We start from the raw sequence: 18,579 nt of genomic DNA on the forward strand, positions 1-18,579 counted from the left end.
CCGGATGCGTTCGCATGGACATGACGAAGATCGGGTTCCTGTCGTTCGGACACTGGCGTGACGTGCCGGGGTCGAAGGTGCGCAGCGGGCGAGAGGCCCTGGTGCAGGCGATCGACCTCGCCGTCGCAGCGGAGGAAGCAGGCGTCGATGGCGCCTACTTCCGCGTCCACCACTTCGCGCCGCAGCAGGCCGCACCGTTCCCGCTGCTCGCCGCCATCGCCGCGAAGACGAGCCGGATCGAGATCGGGACCGGCGTCATCGACATGCGCTACGAGAACCCGCTCTACATGGCGGAAGAAGCCGCGGCCACCGACCTGATCTCCGGCGGGCGACTGCAGCTCGGCGTCTCGCGGGGATCACCCGAGACCGCCCTCGCCGGCTACCAGCAGTTCGGCTACGTGCCCGACGCCTCCGATGAGAACGGTGGCGACATGGCCCGAGCGCACACGAGCGTGTTCCGCCGTGCGATCGCCGGCGAGCCGATGGCCAACGCCAACCCGCAGATGACCGGATCGGTCGGGTCCCTGCCGATCTCCCCGTTGTCCGACTCGCTCGGCGACCGCATCTGGTGGGGTGCCGGCACCCGCGCCACCGCGGAGTGGACGGCCGAGCAGGGCATGAACCTGATGTCCTCGACCCTGCTGACCGAGGACACCGGTGTGCCGTTCGACCAGCTGCAGGCCGAGCAGATCGAGCGCTTCCGCCGGGTGTGGGCGGAGTCGGGCTGGGAGCGGACCCCACGGGTGTCGGTCTCGCGCAGCATCATCCCGATCATCGACGACGAGTCGCGCCACTACTTCGGCATCCGTGCACAGGTCGAGGGGCAGGACCAGGTCGGGCACCTCGACGGCGGACTGGCCCGGTTCGGGCGGTCCTACATCGGTGAGCCCGAACAGCTCGTCGCGGAGCTCGCGGCCGACCGGGCCGTCCGCGCTGCCGACACCGTGCTCGTCACCGTGCCGAACCAGCTCGGTGTGGAGTTCAACGCGCGGCTGCTCGCGGCGGTGAAGGACGTCTTCACCGAGGTCGACGCGGAGCCGGTTCCCGCCTGACCCCGTATCGGGATCCGGCTCAGCCGTTCGGGATCGGCCTCAGCCGTTCGGCCACAGCAGCCGGAACCGCTCGCACACGACGGGCATGCCCGGCGCGAACCCGCGCGGGTGCTCGGAGTGTGCACGCCAGAACGCCTCGTGCACGGCCCGCCAGTGCTCGAGCGTGCGGTCGCCTTCACCCTCGGCCCAGGCGTGGTCAGCATCGACTTGATCGAACGGGACCACCTGGACCAGCGTCGTCTCGATGACCGCGCGGGGCGCATCGGAGCCGTCGGTCACGATGCTCAACTCGTCCACTGCGGGCAGCGGGTCACCGGTCGCCTCGTAGTCCCAGAGCGACGACGCCGTGCCGACCTTGACCCCGTCGAGCACGAGCTGCAGGAGCGCGTCCGCCTGCTCCGGGGTCGCACCGAACGACCAGGCTTCCGGCATGTCCACCGGAAGGTCCGGTCGCTCGAGGCGTCGTGCGGTCCAGAAGTCGTCGAGCGTCGAGGGCACGCCCCGACCGTAGTGCACCGGGAGACGGCACTTCGTGAGCAGGAGATGTCGAGTGCGATGCCGCGACCCGACCATTGCTGCTCACGAAGCACGCCCGTCTCCCCCCATCGTGCTGCTCACGAAGCGCGCCCGTCGCGCCCATCTGGCAGCGCCTGCCGCCGCGCCCTCGGGTGCGCCGTCTGGTACACGTCCCGCAGCATGTCGGCCGTGACCATCGTGTAGATCTGCGTCGTGGCGACGCTCGCGTGCCCGAGCAGCTCCTGCACCACGCGGACGTCAGCACCGCCCTCGAGCAGGTGCGTCGCGAACGAGTGCCGGAAGGTGTGCGGTGACACGTGCGCCTCCAGGTCGGCGGCGGCAGCAGCGGCCTGGATCACGAGCCAGGCGCTCTGTCGCGACAACCGCGCACCACGGGCGCCGAGGAACAGCGCCGGCGTCGACGCTCCCCGTGCCGCGAACACCGGCCGTGCCCGCACCAGGTACGCGTCGATCGCGGCCCGCGCGAAGCTGCCGAGCGGGACGATCCGCTGCTTGTTGCCCTTGCCGGTGACCTTCACGACGGCGAGCCCGTCCGCACCGGGGCCCAGGCCCGGAGCGTCGGCAGCGGCGTCCGACAGCGTGGTGACGTCGTCGACCGACAGCCCCACCGCCTCGGAGATCCGCGCACCGGTGGCGTAGAGCAGCTCGAGCAGGGCCTTGTCCCGCAGCTGGACGGGGTCGTCAGCATCGACGGACACCGCCCCGAGCAGCCGTTCCATGTCCTCGACGGGGATCGCCTTCGGCAGCCGCATCGGGGCCTTCGGCGGACGGACGGCGGTGCCGGGGTCGAGCGGCAGCCAGCCCTCTCCCGCGGCGAAGGCGGTGAACGAACGGACCGAACTGAGCATGCGCGCGATCGACCGCGGCGCCAACGGTCCCGATGGTCGCGTGGCGAGGTGCTCGACGAACCCCGAGACGTCCGCCCGCGCCAGGCGAGCGACGTCCTGCAGCACCGAGGAGCCTCCGGCCCGGTCAGCGCCGTCCGACTCGACGACCGGTGCGACGCCGAGCCACTCGGCGAACACGGCGAGGTCCCGCCGGTACGCCGACAGCGTGTGCTGCGAGAGTCCCCGCTCGATCGCGACGTGCCGCAGGTACGTCTCCACGGCACGATCGAGGGGCATCACCTCAGCAGGCTAACCGGCGAACGGCCACCTGCCCGTCAGTGCAGCGCTTCGTCCGGCGCGCCCACCCGGAAGCCGGTGAACGTCACGGTCAAGCCAGCCCGCGTCGGCCCGGCGCACAGCAGCCCCGCGGACACGACGGCCTCCGGGTCCAGGTACGCGACCCGGACGAGCCGGGGCTCGTCGCCCTCGGCCCACGCCCGGATCGTCACGGCGTCACCGTCGCGGCTCGCGCGGACGGTCACCACCCGGCCCACCCACTCCGGCACGGGCGACACGGACCAGTCGGAGAACCCACGCGTGACCACGGCGCCGAGCTGAGGAGCACCGTCCGAGAACTCGACACCGGCCTTGATCCACGTCCGCTCGTCGACGCGCAGGAACACCCCGGCCTGGTCGAACTGCTCGGTGTAGTCGAGCACGAACGACGCCTCGACCGAGAACGGGCCGTCGGTCGGTTGCAGCAGCGCGTGCTCCGAGTCGTGCACGAACCCGTACGAGGTGGTCCGCCAGGCATCGCTGCCCTCGACGGCGGTGACACGGAACACGTCGCCGTCGAGCACGGAGGCCTGCGGCTTGTGCGTCCAGGCACCGGCGCCGACCAGGTCACGCAGACCGTCGACCGCTGCCCCGCTCACTTGCTGCGCTGTTCGATGGCCTCGACCGCGAGCGTCGCGACGACGAGGGCCGAGTTGTTGAGCCGACCGCCCAGGATCCCGTCGAGCAGCTCCGCCCGTGGCACCCAGCGCGTCACGATGTCGGCCTCTTCCGCCTCGCGCTCGAACGCGGACCCGGTCGACCGCACGCCGCGCGCCCGGTAGACCTGGATGAACTCGTCGCTGCCGCCGGACGACGTGTTGTAGCGGATCAGCGGCTCCCACGTGTCGGCTTCGAGGTCGGCCTCTTCGCCCAGCTCGCGCTTCGCGGCGGTCAGGTGGTCCTCGCCCGCCATGTCGAGCAGGCCGGCGGGCAGCTCCCAGTCACGCATCCGCACCGGGTGCCGGTACTGCTGGATGACCAGGACGCGGCCCTCGTCGTCCTCGGCGTACACCGCGACCGCGCCGGTGTGGTCGATGTACTCGCGGACCATCGCGTCACCGTTGTACGCGACGGTGTCGCGACGCACGTCCCAGACGGCGCCCTCGTAGACGACGGTGGATTCGGTGACCTCGAAGGAGGCGGACTCGTCGGCGATCGGTGCGTCTGTCACGGCTCCATCCAAGCACGCGCGCGCCGGACGCCCCGTCGGAACCAGGTTCCGGACACAGCACCGCGTCATTCCGTGGTTCCGTGTCCGGAATCAGGTGCCGTGGACGCGCCCCCAGACGGACGGGAGGCGCGGTGCCAGCTGGCACCGCGCCTCCAGTCAGAGACCACTCGCGTTACGCGACCTGCTCCTCGGTCTGCGGGTCGAACAGGCTGGACGCCTCGTGGCGCTCGATCGCGGCCGCGACGAGCCCCGCGAACAGCGGGTGCGCATCGGTCGGACGCGAGCGGAGCTCCGGGTGCGCCTGCGTGGCGATGTAGAACGGGTGCACGTCGCGCGGCAGCTCGACGTACTCCACCAGCGTGCCGTCGGGCGACGTGCCCGAGAACACCAGGCCGGCACCCGCGATCTGCTCGCGGTACTTGTTGTTCACCTCGTAGCGGTGACGGTGCCGCTCGGAGGCCTCGGGCGCACCGTACAGCTCCGCCGCCAGCGATCCTTCGGTGAACGACGCCGGGTACAGGCCCAGGCGCATCGTGCCGCCCAGGTCGCCACCCGCGATGATGTCGACCTGCTCCGCCATCGTCGCGATGACCGGGGTCGAGGTCTCCGGGTCGAACTCGGTGCTCGACGCGTCGGTCAGACCGACCTCGTGGCGGGCGTACTCGATGACCATGCACTGCAGGCCGAGGCACAGGCCGAGCGTCGGGATGCCCTGCTCACGCGCGAACTGCAGCGCGCCGAGCTTGCCCTCGATGCCGCGCACGCCGAACCCACCCGGGATGCAGATGCCGTCGACGTCGCCGAGCTGCTTCGCCGCGCCCTCGGGGGTGGTGCAGTCGTCGGACACGACCCACTTCAGCGTGACCTTCGCGTCGTGCGCGAAGCCACCCGCACGGAGCGCCTCGGTGACGGACAGGTAGGCGTCCGGCAGGTCGATGTACTTGCCGACCAGCGCGATCGTGACGTCCTTCTTCGGCTCGTGCACGGCCTTCAGCACAGGCGTCCACGCGGTCCAGTCGACCGGACCGGCGTCCAGCTTGAGCGCCTCGACGATGACCTGGTCGAGACCCTGGTTGTTCAGCAGCGTCGGCAGGTCGTAGATCGAGGGGACGTCCACGGCGTTCACCACGGCGTCCTCGTCGACGTCGCACATCAGCGCGATCTTGCGCTTGTTCGACTCCGACACCGGACGGTCGCTCCGCAGCACGAGCGCGTCGGGCTGGATGCCGATCGAGCGGAGCGCGGCGACGGAGTGCTGCGTCGGCTTGGTCTTCTGCTCACCCGAGGCGTTCATGAACGGCACCAGCGACACGTGCACGAAGAACACGTTGCTGCGGCCGAGCTCGTGCCGCACCTGACGGGCGGACTCGATGAACGGCTGCGACTCGATGTCGCCGACGGTCCCACCGACCTCGGTGATGATGACGTCGGGCTGCGGGTCGTTCTGCGCCTGCTCGCGCATACGGCGCTTGATCTCGTCGGTGATGTGCGGGATGACCTGCACCGTGTCGCCGAGGTACTCGCCGCGACGCTCCTTGGCGATCACCGTCGAGTACACCTGACCGGTCGTGACGTTCGCGGCCTGCGACAGGTTGATGTCGAGGAAGCGCTCGTAGTGCCCGATGTCGAGGTCCGTCTCCGCGCCGTCGTCGGTCACGAAGACCTCGCCGTGCTGGAACGGGTTCATGGTGCCCGGGTCCACGTTGAGGTACGGGTCGAGCTTCTGCATGACGACCTTGAGGCCGCGAGCAGTGAGCAGGTTGCCGAGGCTGGCCGCCGTCAGGCCCTTGCCGAGAGACGAGACGACCCCGCCGGTCACGAAGATCTGCTTCGTCACCTTCGGGGTCGAGTTCGAAGAATTGGTACCGCCGCTGAGAGTGTCCGCCACGGGATTCCATCGTACGTCAGAACTGCCGGGAGGCGCGACCCCGGTTCGCCGTGGGCGTTGCGCGGGTGGGTGGCCGGGTCGTCGTGACGTGGCCGGGTCACCGGGATCAGGCAGGTCTGGCCGTCAGGCCCGCTGGCCGGCCACGTCGAGCAGCTCGCGGGCGTGCTCGATGCCGCTGGCGCTGTCGCCGAGCCCGGAGAGCAGCCGAGCCATCTCCTGCAGCCGGTCCTCGCCTTCGAGCCGTCGCACACTCGACGAGGTCACGGCACCGCTGGCGTCCTTCACGACGTTGAGGTGGTTGTTCGCGAACGCGGCGACCTGGGCCAGGTGCGTGACGACGATGACCTGCGTGCGCTCGGCGAGCTTCGCCAGCCGCCGGCCGATCTCGATGGCCGCCGCCCCACCGACACCCGCGTCGACCTCGTCGAAGACGAAGGTCGGCACGGTGGTGCTGCCAGCCATGACGACCTCGATCGCGAGCATGACGCGCGACAGTTCACCACCGGACGCCCCCTTGCCGATCGGCCGGGGGTCGGTGCCGGAGTGCGGCTGGAGCAGGATCGTCACCTGGTCACGGCCGTGGCGGCGGTACTCCCCCGCGTCCGTGACCTCGACCACCAGGGTCGCGCCACCCATCGCGAGGGTCTTCAGCTCGGCCGTCACACGCTTCGCCAAGTCGGCCGACGCCTTTGTGCGCGCCGTGGTGAGCGCTGCGGCGGCGGACTCGAGCGCCTGCTCATCCTGCTCGACCGACTGCTGCAACGCCGCGATCCGGTCGTCGTCGCCGTCGAGTTCGAGCAGCCGGTCACTCGCGCGCTGACCGTAGGCGATGACGTCGTCCACCGTCTCGCCGTACTTGCGGGTGAGGCCGGCCAGCAACGCCCGGCGTTCGTTGATGAGTTCGAGGTCGTGCCCGGCTTCGGGTTCCAGGGAACCGAGGTAGCTCGAGATGCTCGCCGACGCCTCGGCCGCCTGGATGCCCAGCTCCGTGAGCTGCTCGAGCACCGGCTGCAGGGCACTGTCCGACGACACCACACGCTCGACGGCACGGCGCGCGGACTCGACCAGGCCGACGACGTCCGAGACGCCGTCGAGGGACTCGCTGGACAGTGCCTCGTGCGCCAGGGCAGCCGACAGCCGGAGCTCCTCGAGGTTCCCCAGGCGCTCGGCGCGCTCGGCCAGCTCGACGTCTTCCCCGGGCTGCGGGTCGGCGGCTTCGATCTCGTCGGAGGCCGCACGGATCCGCTCGGCCTCGGCCACCCGGTCGTCCCGGTCACGGACCAGGACCTCGAGTTCACCGGCGTGCTGCTGCCAGGCGTCGTACGCGGCCACGTACCGGGCAAGGGCCTTCTCGAGCGAGGATCCCCCGAACCCGTCCAGCGCTGCCCGCTGCGCGGTGGCCGAGGTCAGGCGGATCTGATCGGACTGCCCGTGCACGGTGACGAGCTGGTCGGCGAGTTCACCGAGGACCGCGACGGGGGCACTGCGACCGCCCACCGTGGCACGGCTGCGCCCCTCGGCGGAGACCGTGCGGGTGAGGATGAGCTCGCCGTCCTCGACGGTGCCGCCGGCGTCCTCGACACGTTCGGCGACCGCGTCCTGCTCGGGGACGTGCCAGCGGCCTTCGACGACCGCGCTCGACGCGCCACGGCGAACCGAACCGGCGTCGGCCCGCGCACCGAGCAGCAGCCCGAGTGCGGTGACGATCATCGTCTTGCCCGCACCGGTCTCCCCGGTGACCACGGTGAAGCCCGGCCCGAGTTCGAGCGTGGTCTCACCGATGACACCGAGGTCGCGGATCGCGATCTCCTCGATCATCGGTCGTCCTCCGTGCTCATCGGTCGTCCTCGTCGCTCTGGGGGCCGCGCCACCCGGCGACGGGCAGCTGGAACTTCGCGACCAGCCGGTCGGTGAACGGGGCGTCCTTGAGCCGGGCGACGCGCACCGGGTCGGGCGAACGCCGGACCTCGACGCGGGCACCCGGGGGCAGGTCGTGGGTGCGGCGTCCGTCGCACCAGAGCACGCCGACGCCGCTCGTTCGCCGCAGGACCTCGATCGCGAGCGTGCAGTCCGGCCCGACGACGATCGGACGGGCGAACAGGGCGTGGGCGCTCAGCGGCACCATGAGCAGTGCGTCCACATCGGGCCACACGATGGGGCCACCACCCGAGAACGAGTACGCCGTGGAGCCCGTCGGGGTCGACACGACAACACCGTCACAACCGAAGGACGACAGCGGGCGCCCGTCGACCTCGGTCACGACCTCGAGCATCCGCTCACGGGACGCCTTCTCGATCGTGGCTTCGTTCAGCGCCCAGCTCGAGTAGACGATCTGGTTGCCCACGACGACGTCGACCTGCAGGGTGACGCGTTCCTCGACGTTGTACTCGCCGGACAGCGCACGCTCGACCGTCTCGGCAAGACCGTCGCGCTCGCTCTCTGCCAGGAACCCGACGTGCCCCAGGTTCACGCCGATCAACGGAGCACCGGTGTTCCGGACGAGTTCCGCGGCGCGGAGGATCGTGCCGTCGCCGCCGAGCACGATGACGATCTCGAGCTGGTTCGGCTGGACGTCGACGCCCAGGATGTCGACCTTGCCGACCGACGCTTCGGCGCGGCGGATGTCCGCGTACTCGTCGAAGGGCATGACGGGCGTGAGACCGGCGGCGTGCAGGAGGTCGCAGACCTCGACCGCGGCGTCGATCGAGTCGCGGCGACCCGTGTGGGACACGAGCAGGATGTGCCGTTCGTCGCTCATGAAGACCCTTCCGTGAGTTCGGTCGCCCGGACTCTCCATTCTGTCGGATTGCCCCCGACACCGCGCTGGAAGCGGGCCAGGTACTCGTGGTTGCCGTGGGTCCCGACGATCGGCGATGCGGTGAGCCCGCTGGTACCGAGGCCCTGGTCCCACGCCGCCCAGAGCACGTTCATGAGCGCGTCGTTCCGCAGCCCCGCGTCGTGCACGATGCCCTCGCGCACACCGCCGCGGCCCACTTCGAACTGGGGCTTCACCAGCAGCACGAACTCGTCCGCCGGGACGGCCTCGGCCAGCGCCGGCAGCACGAGTCTGAGCGAGATGAAGGACAGGTCCCCCACCACGAGGCTCGTGTCGGTGGCTGCGTCGTCGAGCGCCAGGTAGTCGGCGCGCGTGAGGTTCCGGGCGTTCGTCCCCTCGACCACGGCGACGCGTTCGTCGAGCGCGATGGTGGGGTGCAGCTGTCCGTGGCCCACGTCGAGCGCGATGACACGGCGCGCACCACGTGCGAGCAGCACCTGGGTGAACCCGCCGGTGCTCGCGCCGACGTCGAGCACGACACGATCCACAGGGTCGACGTCGAAGGCGTCGAGCGCACCGACGAGCTTCCGGGCTGCACGCGACACCCATTCGTCCGCGGCGTCGACCTCGATCTCGGCGTCTGGCGCGACCGGCGTCGACGGCTTGAGCACGGCACGCCCGCCGACGAGCACTCGGCCGTCCTGGATCAGCTTGCTGGCCACGGTGCGCGACCGAGCGAGTCCGCGTGCAGGGAGCAGCGCGTCGAGGCGGACCGGGGTCGCGTCGGGGACGGCTCCGTCCGGCTCAGGCACTCGCGGAGCCGCCGCTCTCGAGCCGCGTCCGCAGCTCGTCGTGCAGCGCAGAGAAGGCGTCGGCGCGATCGACGAGCGGGAGCGTCTCTGCCTCGGCGGTCCGCGCGGCGAAGGCGTCCTGCTGCTCGGGTTCGGCGGACGGCTGCTCGGGGTTCGGCACGTCCGACACGCTACTCGCCGCCGTACAGCTGCGGGTCGACGTCGAGCCCGTAGATGGCCAACTCGGACTCCCAGATGATCGTGGAGCCGGCGCGCAGTCGATCGATGTCCGTCCCGGCGTCGAGCACCCGGACCACGTGCCCGCGCATCGCCACCGTCGAGGTTCCGACGGTCACGTACCGGGTGCCGTCCTCGTCCTCGCGCCGCACCGTCTCCGGGTACGGCTGGGACAAGCCGCGGAGGTCTTCCAGCACGTAGGTGGGACGCGAGCGCTGGTCGGCCGCGAGCACCTGCTTGGCCTGGTCGATGCCGGTGAGCACGAGCACGCTCGGGATCCCGACGTCGTTCGCGCCCTTGATGTCGGTGTCCAGCCGGTCACCGATGAACAGGGTCCGACCGCCGCCGAAGCGTTCCACCGCGGTGTCGAAGATCGGCCGCTCGGGCTTGCCGGCGACCACGGGCATGCGACCGACGGCCTGGTGCACGGCGGACACGAGCGTCCCGTTGCCGGGGGCGATGCCGCGCTCGACGGGGATCGACCAGTCCATGTTCGTCGCCACCCACGGCACGTCCGGGTCGGCCAGGGCGAACGACGCCTCGGCCAGTTCCTTCCAGCCGAGATCCGGCGAGAAGCCCTGGATCACCGCTGCCGGAGAGTCCTCGGCGCTCGACGTCACCGTGAACCCGGCTGCCTCGACGATGCTGGACAGGCCGAGCCCGCCGGTCACCAGGACGGTCGACCCGGCCGGCACCAGGGTCGCGAGCAGCTGGACGCCGGCCTGCGACGAGGTGACGACGTCGCCCTCGGACACCTCGAGCCCGTAGCGCTCGAGGTGTTCAGCGACGTCGATCGGGCGGCGCGATGCGTTGTTCGTGATGTAGCCGACCCGCGCCGTGAGGGATGCCCGGGTCAGTGCTTCGACCGCGTGCGGGATCGCGTTGCGGCCCCGGTAGACGACGCCGTCGAGGTCGGTGAGGACCACGTCGACGCCGTCGGTCAGCGCCGCCGGGTGCTCAGCCGGCTGCGGAGCCGTCGACGTCGCGGGGGTTGTCGTCGTCGATCTCGCCGGGCTCGTCGGCTGCCGAGGTGTCGTCGTCGAGGTCGTCGAAGGCTGGTTCGTCGTCGAGGTCGTCGTCGACATCGTCGGCGGAGTCGTCGTCGCCGTCGAGTGCGTCGGTCGCGACGTTGTCGGTTCCGAGGTCTTCGGCGTCGTCGTCTCCGGCGTCTCCGGCGTCTCCGTGTACTTCGACTTCGATCGTTTCCTCGACCACATCAACTGTCTCCCAAGCGTTGTCGTCCGCGATTTCGGCGAGGGCCGCTGCCGCGCGGTCCACTCGGGCCCACCACTCGTCGGCCTCGTCCTGTCGACCGAGCTCCTCGAGCGTGGCCGCGTAAGCACTGTAGAGCGCCGGGGACCACGTGTAGGCGGTGGACGGGTCGAGCTGTGGAATCTCCAGCTCGCCGAGCGCAGCTGTGGGATTCCCGAGGTCGAGACGGGCGCCGGACATGGCGATCGCGAGTTCGACCTGCACCGGTGTCTCGAGGGCCGACCGTTCGACCGAGCGGCCGAGTTCGAGCGCGCGCTCCGGACGTCCGAGGCCGCGCTCGCAGTCCACCATCATCGGCAGCTGGTCGTTGCGACCCGAGATCCGGCGGTAGGTGCGGAGCTCACGCAGGGCCGTGGCGAAGTCGCCGAGACGGTAGGCGGTGATGGCAGCGGTCTCACGGACGACACCGACCCGACCAGCACGACGAGCCGCGCTCAGCGCGTGCTGGTTCGCCGTCTCCGGGTCGTCGTCGACGAACAGCGCAGCAGCCACCAGGTGACGAGCCACCCAGTCCGCGTTGTCCTTGCTGAGGGTCTTCAGCTCCATGCGGGCGGCCGGGTCGAGGTCACGCGCATCGATCTCTTCGGGGATCTCCGGGTCCTCGTGACGCGGACGGATGGACTTCGTGCCGTACGGATCGCGGTCTTCCCAGTCGTCGCGGGCCGCTTCGCCGAAGCGTGCACCGGCGTGCCGGGAGCCGTCGCCGAACCGACGACGCTCCTCGCCACCATCGCGGCTCGGACGGTCCGAGGACCCGCCACGGAACGGACGGTCGGAGGAGCCGCCACGGTCGCCGTCGCGACGCAGGCGGTCCGAGGAGCCACCACGGTACGGACGGTCACCATCACGAGCCGGACGGTCCGAGGATCCCCCGCGGTAGGGACGATCGCCATCACGACGCGGGCGGTCCGAACCGCCCTGGAAGGGTCGGTCCCCGTCACGGCGCGGCCTGTCCGAGGACCCGCCACGGTTCGGACGATCGCCATCACGAGCGGGACGGTCCGAGCCACCGCGGTACGGGCGATCGCCATCACGAGCCGGACGGTCGGACGATCCACCGCGGTACGGGCGATCGCCATCACGAGCGGGACGATCGGACGAGCCACCGCGGTACGGGCGGTCACCATCACGAGCGGGACGATCGGACGAGCCACCGCGGTACGGGCGATCGCCATCACGAGCGGGACGATCCGAGCCACCGCGGTACGAGCGGTCACCGTCCCGACGCGGACGGTCAGAGCTCCCACCACGGTACGGACGGTCAGCATCACGAGCCGGACGATCCGAAGACCCACCACGGTACGGACGGTCACCGTCACGACCCGGGCGGTCGGCACCACGCGGACCATCCCCGCGCGGCGGACGGCCGGCGGCGCCACGATCACCCTGCCACGAGGGTCGGTCATTGCGGTCGCTTGACCGGAACGGACGATCGCCGTCACGACGCGGAGCGCTGTCCCGGCGGGGAGCACCATCGCGGAACGGACGGTCGCCACCATGCGGACGATCGCGACGGTCACCCTCGCGACGCTCGAACTCACGAGGACCAGAGGACCACCGGCCGTTGCTCTGGTCGTCACGACGCGGAGCACCATCACGACGGGGGAAACGATCGCCGTCCCGCCGGGGTCGATCTCCGCGGTCGCCGTCGTTCCGCCGCTGATCGTCGTCGTTCGCCACCGTTGCTCCTCATCGCGTGCCCGGTGCAGTGCCTCGGGCGTTCGTCCGCTGTGTCGTTGTGTTGGGTGCCGCGTCGGTCGCCCGACGGTGGTTCCAGTCCATCACGAACCGGAGCCGGCGTCGAGTGAACGGCGGCAGAAACAGAAATGGCCACCGGCCCCGACCGAGAACGAGGGTTTCCCCTGCGAATTCTCGATGGAGGGCCGATGGCCACATCTTTCTTACGTTAAGTCCGGCGGCGTCCTACTCTCCCACAAGGTCCCCCTTGCAGTACCATCGGCGCTGAGAGGCTTAGCTTCCGGGTTCGGAATGTGACCGGGCGTTTCCCTCTCGCTATGACCACCGGAACACTCTCGACCAGATCATACATTGGTCTCAAAGCTGTCCCGACTACTGCCTTCCGTGAAGAGGGCAGAGCGGTGTATTCAGTTTCGATTCCCGATCGTCTGTCGGGAACCACAAAGTGGACGCGAGCCCGTGCAACAAGTGCACGGAAATCAGTGTGTTATCAAGTCTTCGGCTTATTAGTACCGGTCAGCTCCACGGGTCGTTAGTCCCCGCTTCCACATCCGGCCTATCAACCCAGTAGTCTGCTGGGAGCCTCTCACACTCAAGGTGCATGGAAATCTCATCTCGAAGACGGCTTCCCGCTTAGATGCTTTCAGCGGTTATCCGGTCCGAACGTAGCTAATCAGCGGTGCCCTTGGCAGAACAACTGACACACCAGAGGTTCGTCCATCCCGGTCCTCTCGTACTAGGGATAGATCTTCTCAAATTTCCAACGCGCGCAGCGGATAGGGACCGAACTGTCTCACGACGTTCTAAACCCAGCTCGCGTACCGCTTTAATGGGCGAACAGCCCAACCCTTGGGACCTACTCCAGCCCCAGGATGCGACGAGCCGACATCGAGGTGCCAAACCATGCCGTCGATATGGACTCTTGGGCAAGATCAGCCTGTTATCCCCGAGGTACCTTTTATCCGTTGAGCGACAGCGCTTCCACAAGCCACTGCCGGATCACTAGTCCCGACTTTCGTCCCTGCTCGACCTGTCAGTCTCACAGTCAAGCTCCCTTGTGCACTTACACTCGCCACCTGATTGCCAACCAGGTTGAGGGAACCTTTGGGCGCCTCCGTTACTCTTTGGGAGGCAACCGCCCCAGTTAAACTACCCATCAGGCACTGTCCATGAACCCGATCAGGGTCCTACGTTAGACATCCAAAGTGACCAGAGTGGTATTTCAACAATGACTCCACGAACACTAGCGTGCCCGCTTCACAGTCTCCCACCTATCCTACACAAGCCACTCCGAACACCAATACCAAACTGTAGTAAAGGTCACGGGGTCTTTCCGTCCTGCTGCGCGTAACGAGCATCTTTACTCGTAGTGCAATTTCGCCGAGTTCGCGGTTGAGACAGCTGGGAAGTCGTTACGCCATTCGTGCAGGTCGGAACTTACCCGACAAGGAATTTCGCTACCTTAGGATGGTTATAGTTACCACCGCCGTTTACTGGGGCTTAAATTCAGAGCTTCGCCCAAAGGCTAACCCTTCCTCTTAACCTTCCAGCACCGGGCAGGCGTCAGTCCGTATACATCGTCTTGCGACTTCGCACGGACCTGTGTTTTTAGTAAACAGTCGCTTCCCACTGGTCTCTGCGGCCTTCAACGCTCACGGAGTAAATCCGGTCACGTGTCCGGCCCCCCTTCTCCCGAAGTTACGGGGGCATTTTGCCGAGTTCCTTAACCACGATTCTCTCGATCTCCTTGGTATTCTCTACCTGACCACCTGAGTCGGTTTCGGGTACGGGCGGCTGCAACCTCGCGTCGATGCTTTTCTCGGCAGCATAGGATCACTGATTTCCCCTTACGGGTACGCGTCGGATCTCAGGCACACAGACGACGGATTTGCCTATCGTCAGCCCTACATCCTTACACCAGGTTCACCTTACGGATACCATCGCCTGGCTCAGCTACCTTCCTGCGTCACACCTGTTCATACGCTAACCGCACCAGCATGGGGTCGAGCGTTAGACCGGCCACCATCACCCCGAAGGGATCCGGTTGTACCGGGTTAGGACTCTTAGCACCACTGGATTAGCTTGGGCGGTTGTTCGCCGGTACGGGAATATCAACCCGTTGTCCATCGACTACGCCTGTCGGCCTCGCCTTAGGTCCCGACTTACCCAGGGCGGATTAACCTGGCCCTGGAACCCTTGGTCTTTCGGAGGACGGGTTTCTCACCCGTCTTTCGCTACTCATGCCTGCATTCTCACTCGTGTAGCGTCCACGGCTGGATCACTCCGCCGCTTCACTCGCCACACGACGCTCTCCTACCACTCCGCACGACTGAACCACGAAGGCTTGTCTATAGTGCGAAATCTACAACTTCGGTGGTGTGCTTGAGCCCCGTTACATTGTCGGCGCGGAATCACTTGACCAGTGAGCTATTACGCACTCTTTCAAGGGTGGCTGCTTCTAAGCCAACCTCCTGGTTGTCTGTGCAACTCCACATCCTTTCCCACTTAGCACACGCTTAGGGACCTTAGTTGGTAGTCTGGGTTGTTTCCCTCTCGACGATGAAGCTTATCCCCCACCGTCTCACTGCTGCGCTCTCACTCACCGGCATTCGGAGTTTGGCTGACGTCAGTAACCTGTTGAGGCCCATCGGCCATCCAGTAGCTCTACCTCCGGCGAGAAACACGCAACGCTGCACCTAAATGCATTTCGGAGAGAACCAGCTATCACGAAGTTTGATTGGCCTTTCACCCCTATCCACAGCTCATCCCCTCCATTTTCAACTGAAGTGGGTTCGGTCCTCCACGACGTCTTACCGTCGCTTCAACCTGGCCATGGATAGATCACTTCGCTTCGGGTCTAGAACATGCGACTCAAACGCCCTATTCAGACTCGCTTTCGCTACGGCTGCCCCTCACGGGTTAACCTCGCCACATATCACTAACTCGCAGGCTCATTCTTCAAAAGGCACGCCGTCACCCCTACTAAGGAGGCTCCGACGGTTTGTAAGCAAACGGTTTCAGGTACTATTTCACTCCCCTCCCGGGGTACTTTTCACCTTTCCCTCACGGTACTTGTCCGCTATCGGTCATCTGGGAGTATTTAGGCTTATCAGGTGGTCCTGACAGATTCACACGGGATTTCTCGGGCCCCGTGCTACTTGGGATACACATCCGGCCATAACACCATTTCGTCTACGGGGCTGGCACCCACTACGGCCCGGCTTTCAAACCGGTTCGACTATGATGCGCTGTAACCGCCCCAGTCCGGCAGAACTGAGTGACGTGTCCCACAACCCCGACCATGCAACGCCCGCCGGCTATCACACATGATCGGTTTAGCCTCATCCGCTTTCGCTCGCCACTACTCACGGAATCACATGTTGTTTTCTCTTCCTGTGGGTACTGAGATGTTTCACTTCCCCACGTTCCCTCTACCCGCCCTATATATTCAGGCGGGAGTCACCAGGTCGCAAAACGCCTGGCGGGGTTTCCCCATTCGGAAATCCTCGGATCACAGCTCGATTATCAGCTCCCCGAGGCTTATCGCAGATTTCTACGTCCTTCATCGGCTCCAGATGCCAAGGCATCCACCGTTTGCTCTTAGAAACTTGACCACAAAGATTAAAATTGCGATCCAACGTCACCACTCAACAACCCAAAGGCTGATCATGGATGACGCGAATCAAAGATGCTCGCGTCCACTGTGTAGTTCTCAACATACGATCGGCACCAGCACTCCCCCACCACAACAGCAGGATCACACTGGCCCGACGAAGGACCCGTAGGCCCAACCCCCACCACCACTCACGTAGCAGCAGGAAGCCTGGTCCCTCAGGACCCAACAACGTGCACCAGCTGAGCGCTCCACCCCCGACCCGTCCCAACCCTGCAAGCAGAGCGTACTGAGGTCGGAAGCATCACTCCCAACTGCACTGTCAATGTTCCACCCATGAGCTACCCGTCGGACACGTTCGGTCCGAAACAGGCGCCTGGACCAGCAACCAACCACCCCTAATGGGCGACCAGCACTGACCAGATGCTCCTTAGAAAGGAGGTGATCCAGCCGCACCTTCCGGTACGGCTACCTTGTTACGACTTAGTCCTAATCACCGATCCCACCTTCGACGGCTCCTTCCACAAGGGTTAGGCCACCGGCTTCGGGTGTTACCGACTTTCATGACTTGACGGGCGGTGTGTACAAGGCCCGGGAACGTATTCACCGCAGCGTTGCTGATCTGCGATTACTAGCGACTCCGACTTCATGAGGTCGAGTTGCAGACCTCAATCCGAACTGAGACCGGCTTTTTGGGATTCGCTCCACCTTACGGTATCGCAGCCCTTTGTACCGGCCATTGTAGCATGCGTGAAGCCCAAGACATAAGGGGCATGATGATTTGACGTCATCCCCACCTTCCTCCGAGTTGACCCCGGCAGTCTCCTATGAGTCCCCGGCATAACCCGCTGGCAACATAGAACGAGGGTTGCGCTCGTTGCGGGACTTAACCCAACATCTCACGACACGAGCTGACGACAACCATGCACCACCTGTACACCGACCACAAGGGGGCGACCATCTCTGGCCGTTTCCGGTGTATGTCAAGCCTTGGTAAGGTTCTTCGCGTTGCATCGAATTAATCCGCATGCTCCGCCGCTTGTGCGGGCCCCCGTCAATTCCTTTGAGTTTTAGCCTTGCGGCCGTACTCCCCAGGCGGGGCGCTTAATGCGTTAGCTACGACACAGAAACCGTGGAAAGGTCCCTACATCTAGCGCCCAACGTTTACGGCATGGACTACCAGGGTATCTAATCCTGTTCGCTCCCCATGCTTTCGCTCCTCAGCGTCAGTTACGGCCCAGAGATCTGCCTTCGCCATCGGTGTTCCTCCTGATATCTGCGCATTCCACCGCTACACCAGGAATTCCAATCTCCCCTACCGCACTCTAGTCTGCCCGTACCCACTGCAAGCCCGAGGTTGAGCCTCGGGATTTCACAGCAGACGCGACAAACCGCCTACGAGCTCTTTACGCCCAATAATTCCGGACAACGCTTGCACCCTACGTATTACCGCGGCTGCTGGCACGTAGTTAGCCGGTGCTTTTTCTGCAGGTACCGTCACTTTCGCTTCTTCCCTACTAAAAGAGGTTTACAACCCGAAGGCCGTCGTCCCTCACGCGGCGTTGCTGCATCAGGCTTTCGCCCATTGTGCAATATTCCCCACTGCTGCCTCCCGTAGGAGTCTGGGCCGTGTCTCAGTCCCAGTGTGGCCGGTCACCCTCTCAGGCCGGCTACCCGTCGTCGCCTTGGTGAGCCATTACCTCACCAACAAGCTGATAGGCCGCGAGTCCATCCCCAACCAAAAAATCTTTCCACCACCAGACCATGCGGCCAGTGATCATATCCAGTATTAGACGTCGTTTCCAACGCTTATCCCAGAGTCAGGGGCAGGTTACTCACGTGTTACTCACCCGTTCGCCACTAATCCACCCAGCAAGCTGGGCATCATCGTTCGACTTGCATGTGTTAAGCACGCCGCCAGCGTTCGTCCTGAGCCAGGATCAAACTCTCCGTAAAAAAATACAGACCCAACACCCGAAGGCATCAGACCGAGTTGATTCTGACTGTTGACTGTCTACTGACAATCTTCAATCCAAAAGGAATTGCTTCATGACCCAGTCAGCAAGCCGACCAGGCACGAGGTCAATCAATAAATTGGCATTGACAATGTGCACGCTGTTGAGTTCTCAAGGACCAGACGCACTTGCTCTTCGGCTCGAGTTCGAGCTTCAGCCACAAGGCTTGTGTTCTTGGCTTGCCACCGGTTGTTCGTCGGACCCGGAGGTCCAGTGGCTCATCCCGAGGGGAGAGAACCGGTGGGCTTGTCATCCTAGGCGTCGAAGCGATCCGGCGCAAGGCCCGATCTGAACTTCAGTGGAGGATGGTCCCGCTTGAGGGCCGACGTGCTCTGGGCTTTCGCTCCAGCCGCTCCGCCGCACCTT

13 protein-coding genes and 3 rRNA genes are annotated in these 18,579 nt (G+C 66.0%); 1 reads left to right on the forward strand and 15 read right to left on the reverse strand.

Annotated elements, in window-relative coordinates; genetic code table 11:
• Window positions 1-14: 14 nt before the first annotated feature.
• Window positions 15-1,052 (forward strand): LLM class flavin-dependent oxidoreductase, encoded by a 1,038-nt coding sequence (locus ACL00U_RS14365; protein WP_412873545.1) that lies wholly within the window; start codon window positions 15-17, stop codon window positions 1,050-1,052.
• 39 nt (window positions 1,053-1,091) lie between these two features.
• Here the strand turns inward: ACL00U_RS14365 and ACL00U_RS14370 are convergent, their stop codons facing one another.
• The 15 genes from ACL00U_RS14370 to ACL00U_RS14440 all read right to left on the reverse strand — a co-directional run bounded on the left by ACL00U_RS14370 (window position 1,092) and on the right by ACL00U_RS14440 (window position 18,154).
• Complete coding sequence (locus ACL00U_RS14370; protein WP_371831433.1) at window positions 1,092-1,550, reverse strand: ASCH domain-containing protein; 459 nt, start codon at window positions 1,548-1,550, stop codon at window positions 1,092-1,094.
• A 116-nt stretch (window positions 1,551-1,666) separates the two neighbouring features.
• On the reverse strand, window positions 1,667-2,713 hold the full coding sequence (locus ACL00U_RS14375; protein WP_412873546.1) for a site-specific tyrosine recombinase XerD: 1,047 nt from the start codon (window positions 2,711-2,713) through the stop codon (window positions 1,667-1,669).
• Window positions 2,714-2,751: 38 nt separating this feature from the next.
• On the reverse strand, window positions 2,752-3,351 hold the full coding sequence (locus ACL00U_RS14380; RefSeq protein ID WP_042540832.1) for a DUF1349 domain-containing protein: 600 nt from the start codon (window positions 3,349-3,351) through the stop codon (window positions 2,752-2,754).
• A complete protein-coding gene (locus ACL00U_RS14385) occupies window positions 3,348-3,923 on the reverse strand; it encodes an NUDIX domain-containing protein (RefSeq protein WP_017886921.1) in 576 nt (191 codons plus the stop codon). The genes ACL00U_RS14380 and ACL00U_RS14385 overlap by 4 nt, the downstream gene beginning before the upstream one ends.
• Window positions 3,924-4,095: 172 nt before the next feature.
• Entirely contained in the window at window positions 4,096-5,811 is a 1,716-nt protein-coding gene (locus ACL00U_RS14390) for a CTP synthase (RefSeq protein WP_042540834.1), read from the reverse strand.
• Window positions 5,812-5,934: 123 nt separating this feature from the next.
• Window positions 5,935-7,629, reverse strand: a complete 1,695-nt coding sequence (recN, locus tag ACL00U_RS14395; protein WP_042540836.1) for a DNA repair protein RecN — start codon at window positions 7,627-7,629, stop codon at window positions 5,935-5,937.
• 16 nt (window positions 7,630-7,645) lie between these two features.
• A complete protein-coding gene (locus tag ACL00U_RS14400; protein WP_017886924.1) occupies window positions 7,646-8,569 on the reverse strand; it encodes an NAD kinase in 924 nt (307 codons plus the stop codon).
• The gene (locus ACL00U_RS14405) at window positions 8,566-9,399 is read right to left on the reverse strand and encodes a TlyA family RNA methyltransferase (protein ID WP_042540838.1); all 834 of its coding nucleotides are present in this window, start codon (window positions 9,397-9,399) and stop codon (window positions 8,566-8,568) included. The genes ACL00U_RS14400 and ACL00U_RS14405 overlap by 4 nt, the downstream gene beginning before the upstream one ends.
• A complete protein-coding gene (locus tag ACL00U_RS14410; RefSeq protein ID WP_156155395.1) occupies window positions 9,392-9,559 on the reverse strand; it encodes a hypothetical protein in 168 nt (55 codons plus the stop codon). The genes ACL00U_RS14405 and ACL00U_RS14410 overlap by 8 nt, the downstream gene beginning before the upstream one ends.
• 10 nt (window positions 9,560-9,569) lie before the next feature.
• Window positions 9,570-10,541 carry an HAD-IIA family hydrolase gene (locus tag ACL00U_RS14415; RefSeq protein WP_231564126.1) on the reverse strand — a complete coding sequence of 324 codons (972 nt, stop codon included), beginning with the start codon at window positions 10,539-10,541 and terminating at the stop codon, window positions 9,570-9,572.
• Window positions 10,542-10,572: 31 nt separating this feature from the next.
• Window positions 10,573-11,433: a hypothetical protein gene (locus tag ACL00U_RS14420; protein WP_042540840.1), complete on the reverse strand. Its 861-nt coding sequence runs from the start codon at window positions 11,431-11,433 to the stop codon at window positions 10,573-10,575.
• Complete coding sequence (locus ACL00U_RS14425) at window positions 11,424-12,407, reverse strand: hypothetical protein (protein WP_412873547.1); 984 nt, start codon at window positions 12,405-12,407, stop codon at window positions 11,424-11,426. The genes ACL00U_RS14420 and ACL00U_RS14425 overlap by 10 nt, the downstream gene beginning before the upstream one ends.
• A 390-nt stretch (window positions 12,408-12,797) precedes the next feature.
• A 5S ribosomal RNA gene (rrf, locus tag ACL00U_RS14430) occupies window positions 12,798-12,914 on the reverse strand.
• A 157-nt stretch (window positions 12,915-13,071) separates the two neighbouring features.
• Window positions 13,072-16,199 (reverse strand): 23S ribosomal RNA (locus ACL00U_RS14435).
• 433 nt (window positions 16,200-16,632) lie between these two features.
• Window positions 16,633-18,154 (reverse strand): 16S ribosomal RNA (locus tag ACL00U_RS14440).
• The 16S, 23S and 5S rRNA genes sit together here, the layout of an rRNA operon.
• Window positions 18,155-18,579 lie beyond the last annotated feature (425 nt).

This window comes from Curtobacterium poinsettiae, assembly GCF_047226435.1.
Classification (GTDB): Bacteria; Actinomycetota; Actinomycetes; order Actinomycetales; family Microbacteriaceae; genus Curtobacterium; species Curtobacterium poinsettiae.

Bases quoted from the DNA above. Each gene is read 5' to 3' on its own strand.
- ACL00U_RS14400 (WP_017886924.1), bottom strand. From the start codon at position 8,569: ATGAGCGACGAACGGCACATCCTGCTCGTGTCCCACACGGGTCGCCGC.
- ACL00U_RS14375 (WP_412873546.1), bottom strand. From the start codon at position 2,713: ATGCCCCTCGATCGTGCCGTGGAGACGTACCTGCGGCACGTCGCGATC.
- ACL00U_RS14365 (WP_412873545.1), top strand. From the start codon at position 15: ATGGACATGACGAAGATCGGGTTCCTGTCGTTCGGACACTGGCGTGAC.
- ACL00U_RS14420 (WP_042540840.1), bottom strand. From the start codon at position 11,433: ATGGAGCTGAAGACCCTCAGCAAGGACAACGCGGACTGGGTGGCTCGT.
- recN (WP_042540836.1), bottom strand. From the start codon at position 7,629: ATGATCGAGGAGATCGCGATCCGCGACCTCGGTGTCATCGGTGAGACC.